The sequence below is a fragment of the Rhizobium sp. PDO1-076 genome (assembly GCF_000247475.1).
Lineage (GTDB): Bacteria > Pseudomonadota > Alphaproteobacteria > Rhizobiales > Rhizobiaceae > Allorhizobium.
The window spans coordinates 1-5,919 of the sequence record NZ_AHZC01000115.1; the positions used below are offsets into that span (position 1 = coordinate 1).

9 protein-coding genes are annotated in these 5,919 nt (G+C 60.7%); 1 reads left to right on the plus strand and 8 read right to left on the minus strand.

Annotation, left to right across the window (positions count from 1 at the left end):
• The 4 genes from PDO_RS08890 to sdhC all read right to left on the minus strand — a co-directional run.
• On the minus strand, nucleotides 1-356 hold a 356-nt coding region (locus tag PDO_RS08890; RefSeq protein WP_007600576.1), incomplete at its 3' end, for a 2Fe-2S iron-sulfur cluster-binding protein.
• Nucleotides 357-374: 18 nt separating this feature from the next.
• Entirely contained in the window at nucleotides 375-2,219 is a 1,845-nt protein-coding gene (gene sdhA, locus PDO_RS08895) for a succinate dehydrogenase flavoprotein subunit (protein ID WP_007600577.1), read from the minus strand.
• Between the two features lie 6 nt (nucleotides 2,220-2,225).
• On the minus strand, nucleotides 2,226-2,606 hold the full coding sequence (sdhD, locus tag PDO_RS08900) for a succinate dehydrogenase, hydrophobic membrane anchor protein (protein ID WP_007600578.1): 381 nt from the start codon (nucleotides 2,604-2,606) through the stop codon (nucleotides 2,226-2,228).
• Nucleotides 2,607-2,618: 12 nt separating this feature from the next.
• Nucleotides 2,619-3,011 (minus strand): succinate dehydrogenase, cytochrome b556 subunit, encoded by a 393-nt coding sequence (sdhC, locus tag PDO_RS08905; protein WP_007600581.1) that lies wholly within the window; start codon nucleotides 3,009-3,011, stop codon nucleotides 2,619-2,621.
• Nucleotides 3,012-3,296: 285 nt separating this feature from the next.
• On the opposite strand from sdhC, the gene PDO_RS08910 reads away from it, so the two are divergent.
• Entirely contained in the window at nucleotides 3,297-3,659 is a 363-nt protein-coding gene (locus tag PDO_RS08910) for a hypothetical protein (RefSeq protein ID WP_007600583.1), read from the plus strand.
• A 36-nt stretch (nucleotides 3,660-3,695) separates the two neighbouring features.
• On the opposite strand, the gene PDO_RS08915 is transcribed toward PDO_RS08910, so the two are convergent.
• The 4 genes from PDO_RS08915 to PDO_RS08930 all read right to left on the minus strand — a co-directional run.
• On the minus strand, nucleotides 3,696-4,340 hold the full coding sequence (locus PDO_RS08915) for a class I SAM-dependent methyltransferase (RefSeq protein ID WP_007600585.1): 645 nt from the start codon (nucleotides 4,338-4,340) through the stop codon (nucleotides 3,696-3,698).
• A gap of 4 nt (nucleotides 4,341-4,344) precedes the next feature.
• Nucleotides 4,345-4,776 (minus strand): EVE domain-containing protein, encoded by a 432-nt coding sequence (locus PDO_RS08920; protein WP_007600588.1) that lies wholly within the window; start codon nucleotides 4,774-4,776, stop codon nucleotides 4,345-4,347.
• Between the two features lie 5 nt (nucleotides 4,777-4,781).
• Nucleotides 4,782-5,075 carry a YciI-like protein gene (locus PDO_RS08925; protein ID WP_007600590.1) on the minus strand — a complete coding sequence of 98 codons (294 nt, stop codon included), beginning with the start codon at nucleotides 5,073-5,075 and terminating at the stop codon, nucleotides 4,782-4,784.
• 24 nt (nucleotides 5,076-5,099) lie between these two features.
• On the minus strand, nucleotides 5,100-5,919 hold an 820-nt coding region (locus tag PDO_RS08930; protein ID WP_007600592.1), incomplete at its 5' end, for an NAD(P)H-dependent glycerol-3-phosphate dehydrogenase.

Sequence of the window (5,919 nt, forward strand, 5' to 3'; positions counted from 1 at the left end):
ATATGCGGCAGAGGATAGACCTTCACCGTGCCGTTGATCTCGTCCATGCCCTTGGTGCAGGCGAGCGTGTTCGTGCCGTCGATATTCATCGCGCAGGATCCGCAGATACCTTCGCGACAGGAGCGGCGCAGCGTCAATGTCGGGTCGATATTGTTCTTGATGTACAAGAGACCATCGAGAACCATCGGTCCGCAATCGTCGATATCGATGTAGAACGTGTCGATACGCGGGTTCTGGCCGTCGTCCGGGTTCCAGCGATAGACGCGGTACTCGCGCACATTCTTGGCAGCGGCCGGCTTCGGCCAAACCTTGCCTTCGGTCATCTGGGAGTTCTTGGGGAGAGCGAGTTCAACCATGTCCAGTTCCTCTGCAGATCAATAAACACGTGCCTTGGGCGCGATCTTGTAGGGATCGATGCCTTCGGCAATGAGTTCAGTGTGAACCGGGCGGTAGTCGAGTTTCACGTCACCGGCCTCGTTGACCCAGGCCAGCGTATGCTTGCGCCAGTTGACGTCGTCACGACCGGCGAAAGGACCGTCGACATAGTCTTCGCGGGCGTGGCTGCCGCGGCTTTCCTTGCGGGCCTCGGCGCCATAGACCGTGGTGATCGCATTGGCCATCAGGTTGTGCAACTCGAGCGTTTCGACGAGGTCGGAATTCCAGATCATCGAACGGTCGGTCACCTTGATGTCCGGCATTTCCTTCCAGATCGCCGAAATGCGGCGGCAGCCGCTTTCGAGCGCTTCCTGGGTCCGGAACACGGCGGCGTCTTCCTGCATGGCGCGCTGCATCTGGTCGCGCAGCACGGCCGTCGGGGTCGAGCCGTTGGCATTGCGGATGCTGTCGAAGCGATCCATGATCTTGTCACAGGCGGCAATGTTGAGTGCCGGGATCGGCGTGGTGCGATCGATGACCTCTGCCGCGCGGATAGCAGCAGCACGGCCGAACACGACCAGGTCGATCAGCGAGTTCGAACCGAGACGGTTCGCGCCATGCACCGAAGCGCAACCGGCTTCACCGACGGCCATCAGGCCAGGAAGAACGCGTTCCGGATTGTCGCTGTCGGCATTCAGCACTTCACCCCAGTAGTTGGTCGGAATGCCACCCATATTGTAGTGCACGGTCGGCAGAACCGGGATCGGCTCGCGGGTCACATCGACGCCGGCAAAAATCTTCGCCGATTCCGAAATGCCCGGCAGGCGCTCATTCAGCACCGCCGGATCCAGATGGTCGAGATGCAGGTAGATGTGGTCCTTGTTCTTGCCGACGCCACGACCCTCGCGGATTTCCATGGTCATGCAGCGCGAGACAACGTCGCGTGAAGCCAGATCCTTGGCCGAGGGTGCGTAACGCTCCATGAAACGTTCACCCTCGGAATTGACCAGGTAGCCGCCTTCGCCGCGCGCGCCTTCGGTGATCAGGCAGCCGGCACCATAGATGCCGGTCGGATGGAACTGCACGAATTCCATGTCCTGCAGCGGCAGGCCGGCACGCGCAACCATACCGCCACCGTCACCGGTGCAGGTATGGGCGGACGTGGCCGAGAAGTAGGCGCGGCCATAACCGCCGGTCGCCAGCACCACCATCTTCGCCGAGAAGCGATGGATCGTGCCGTCGTCCAGGTTCCAGGCGACAACGCCGGTACAGCGGCTACCGTCATCCGACATGATCAGGTCGAGGGCAAAATACTCGATGAAGAATTCGGCATTGTTGCGCAGCGACTGGCCGTACAGCGTGTGCAGGATGGCGTGGCCGGTACGGTCGGCGGCAGCACAGGTGCGCTGCACCGGTGGGCCTTCGCCGTAGTTCTGCATGTGACCGCCGAACGGGCGCTGATAGATCTTGCCTTCCTCGTTACGCGAGAACGGCACGCCGTAATGCTCGAGCTCATAGACCGCCTTCGGCGCTTCCATGGCGAGATACTGCATGGCATCGACGTCGCCGAGCCAGTCGGAGCCCTTGACGGTGTCATACAGATGCCACTGCCAGGAGTCCGGCGTCATGTTGTTGAGCGAAGCGGCGATACCGCCTTGCGCTGCAACCGTATGCGAACGGGTCGGGAAGACCTTGGTGATGCAGGCGGTCTTGAAGCCCTGTTCGGCCATGCCAAGCGTCGCGCGCAGACCGGCACCACCGGCGCCGACGACAACGACGTCGTAGGAATGGTCAACGTAGGTATAGGCCTTGCCGTTCGGGGCGGTGTTATGAATGGGTGCCATTTTGAATTATCCTACGAATGCGATCTTCAAGATGGCGAAAAGACAGAGCGCGCCCATCAAGATTGCGAAGAATGTGTTGAGCATCAGAAGCACGAGCTTCGGAATTTCCGCGTGCACGTAGTCTTCGATGATGACCTGCATGCCGAGCTTCATGTGAATGATGCCGGAGATGACCACCAGGCCCATGACCACTGCAACCAGCGGGTTCGAAAGGGCAGCCGTCACTTCCGCATACGGCGCGCCGCCATACATGACGAGGAAGACGACGAAAATGATAAGGAGCGGGACATTGGCAACGGCCGTGACGCGCTGGCGCCAGAAATGCTCGGTGCCATCCTTGGCGGATCCAAGACCGCGAACCTTGCCGAGAGGTGTACGCATATCCATGAATTTATCTCCTTAGCGCACGATGTAGGCGATGACCCAGATCAGCGCGGTCAGACAGAGCGACACGACGAAGGAGACCTTCACCAGCTTGGTGGTAAAATGCTTCTCGAAGCCATAACCGAGATCCCACATGAAATGGCGAAGGCCACTGAGCATGTGATACATCAGCGCCCAAGTATAGCCGATCAGGATCAGCTTGCCGATGATCGAGCTCATCGCCCACTGGACCCAGTCGTAGTACACACCACCCGACGCCATGGCGATCAGCCACCAGGCGACAAGCACGGTACCGAAATACAGCGCAGCACCTGTGATGCGGTGTATGATCGACGCCATCATGGTCGGGATTGGCTTGTAAATTTGCAGATGCGGCGACAGAGGCCGGCTTTTCGTCACATTCGCCATCTAAACCTCGCGGCGTTTCGATGCGGTCCGAATTCTCGGAGATCCGATTACAGAGTTGCAGCCCAGATCGGGTGCACTGCATCACGGCTTTAATCCTCGTCACCCCGGACGACAAGCACATTCGCTTGACGTTTTCAATTTAATCGATTCGGGTCGATAGAACTTTAGCCTAGTCAGCGCCCCAATATCCCCCTTACGAAAAAACGACGGCGGCGGATGACTTTAGCAACCGTATGCGGCATTGTGCGTTAACGTTACGTTAACCACGCTGCAGAGGAGCGCCCCATGACTGTCTTTCGGTTCACCCTGGCGGGCGCGGCAGCCATCGCCACGATCGCGATGTCCACGGCATCCCTGGCTGGAGACTATCGCCACCACGGTCATCACAACCGGTCGCATCACAACCGGTCTCAGGCCGTGATCGGCGGCAACGGGCTTCCGTCGGTGGTGCCGGGTGTCGGCACATTTGCAGGAAGCATCGCGGCTGTCCGCATCAAGGGCAGTGGAATATATTTCTATCGCGATGGCGCAGCCAGGCCTGCCACCGTGTCCTACAAGGCTCCCAAGGCGCGGATCATCGAGATTTCAGAGGATGCGCCCGATGCCGCCTGCTCGTTTGAAGCCGGCGTCTGCGTGATTCGTCCCTGAACCTGCCCGGAACATACCTACCCGGATCACATCACCTCAGACAAACCGCCAGACGGTGGTTTTCTTCACTTCGCTGTCTTCCAGCACCCGCGTGACCGGCACCTGATAGGTGGCAAGCGCTTCCAGATGTTCGGTCGGTCGGTAACTCCGGCCCGGATCGCCGACAAGGACCATCGTGCCAGAGGCGGCCAACCGACCGAACCATCCCTTCAGCGCAGCGGCAAAATCCCCGTCGTAAAATACGTCGCCGGCCAGAACGACATCCGCATCCACCGACATGCCGATCAGGTCGTCATTGGTGAAATCGAGCGCCACGCCATTCGCCGCAGCATTCAGCCGCACGGCATTTTTCGCCCACGGATCGATATCTGCGGCGACCACATCGGAAGCCCCGGCCATCGCCGCAGCAATCGCCACAAGGCCGGAGCCGCTGGCGAAATCGAGAACCCGCTTGCCGCGCACGGTCTCGGGATGATCCAGAATATAGCGCGCGAGCCCCTGCCCGCCAGCCCAGGCGAACGCCCAGAACGGCGGCGGCAAGCCGATCGCCTCAAGGTCAGCCTCGGTCTTCAGCCACAAGTCGTGAACCTCGCTCGCCAGATGCAGCCGGATTTCCGGCACATGCGGCGGCGCAAGCAGACTTGTATTGTCGAGGATGAAACGCTCGGGATCTGTTTTCAAAGGCTCAGACCGGCGGGTTTTGCAGCCCGCCCATGCGGCAGACCTCGAAATATTCCTCTTCCGTCACCGGCTGAACGGAAAGCCGCATGGACGTGACCAGCGCCATCTTTTCCAGCGCTGAACTCGCCTTCACATCTTTCAGCGAGACAGGCTTCGGCATGTCGCAGACAGCCCGGATGTCGACGCAGTCCCAGCGGGCATCACCCTCGGCAGTGGAATCCGGATGCGACAGGGCACAGACCTCGACGATGCCGACGACTTCGAGCCCCTCGTTAGAATGATAGAAGAAGCCCTTGTCGCCGATCTTCATCGCCCGCATGTTGTTGCGCGCCATATAGTTGCGCACGCCGGTCCATTCGGTACCCGTGGCGCCCGCATCCTTCTGCATCTGCCAGGACCACTTGAACGGCTCGGACTTGTAGAGCCAGAACGCCATGCTGCTCATGCCTCCGGATTGTTGAAGACCCAGTTATAGGGCTTGATCTCGACCGTTTCGAACAGGCCTGCCTTGGCATAGGGATCCTGCGCTGCAAGAGCCTTGGCATCCTCCAGGCTGTCGGCAGCGATCAGCAGCATCGAGCCGCAGGGCTTGCCGTCGCCGTCGAGAAACGGGCCGCCGATCTTGAGCGTGCCGGCAGCGTTCAGGCCGTTCAGCCATTCCACATGCGGCGGACGCGTTTCCATTCTGAGGTTGAGATGACCGGGCTTGTCGGCGCAAATAACGGCAAACAGCATGAAACGCTCCTTCGGAAACGGGGACTATTCGGTGGTGATCGGACGTGACATCAACTGCGTGATCACGGTTGGAATATCAAGACGTCCATCGATGATAGCCGCCACCGCTTGGGTGATCGGCATGGAGACATGCAACCCTTCGGCCAGACGAGCAGCAACGGTCGCGGCAAAGGCGCCCTCGACCAGCGGGCCATTGCCCGCCGCCATATCCTCGCCACGCCCGAGGCCGATGCCGAAGCGCAGGTTGCGCGACTGGTGACTTGTCGCCGTCAGCACGAGGTCTCCCAGGCCGGACAGGCCGCGCACGGTATCACCACGCCCGCCCATCGCCTCGACCAGGCGCGACATTTCCGCAAGCCCGCGTGCAATCAGCGCGGCCCGGGCCGAATCGCCCAAGCCCATGCCTTCAACCACACCACAGGCGATCGCCAGCACGTTCTTCAGCGCACCGCCAAGCTGCACGCCGACCCGGTCATCCGAGGCATAGAGCCGGAATGTCTTGCCCGAGATCGCCTTTGCCAGCCGTTCGGCGGTCGTAAGATCGGCGGCGGCGAGCGCCATTGCGGTGGGCAGTCCCTTGGCGATATCGGCAGCGAAGCCTGGACCGGACAGCACCGCGATCGAATGTTCGGGAAGGGCTTCTTCCAAGACATCGGTCAGCAATCGGGCAGTTTGCTTCTCGATGCCCTTGGCACAGATGACGACCGGCACATCCCGGCCGAGGTGAGGACCATAGGCATGTGCCGCATCGACCTGCGCCTGCGAGGGCATGGCAAACAGCACGATTTCGGCGTCCGCGATATCCTCCGGCTGCGACGAATAGCGCAGGGCAGCCGGCAGCCGG

Coding starts and splice junctions, on each gene's coding strand:
- PDO_RS08925 (WP_007600590.1), bottom strand. CDS start 5,075: ATGCTGTTTGCCGTTATTTGCGCCGACAAGCCCGGTCATCTCAACCTC.
- sdhA (WP_007600577.1), bottom strand. CDS start 2,219: ATGGCACCCATTCATAACACCGCCCCGAACGGCAAGGCCTATACCTAC.
- PDO_RS08920 (WP_007600588.1), bottom strand. CDS start 4,776: ATGGCGTTCTGGCTCTACAAGTCCGAGCCGTTCAAGTGGTCCTGGCAG.
- PDO_RS08910 (WP_007600583.1), top strand. CDS start 3,297: ATGACTGTCTTTCGGTTCACCCTGGCGGGCGCGGCAGCCATCGCCACG.
- sdhD (WP_007600578.1), bottom strand. CDS start 2,606: ATGGATATGCGTACACCTCTCGGCAAGGTTCGCGGTCTTGGATCCGCC.
- sdhC (WP_007600581.1), bottom strand. CDS start 3,011: ATGGCGAATGTGACGAAAAGCCGGCCTCTGTCGCCGCATCTGCAAATT.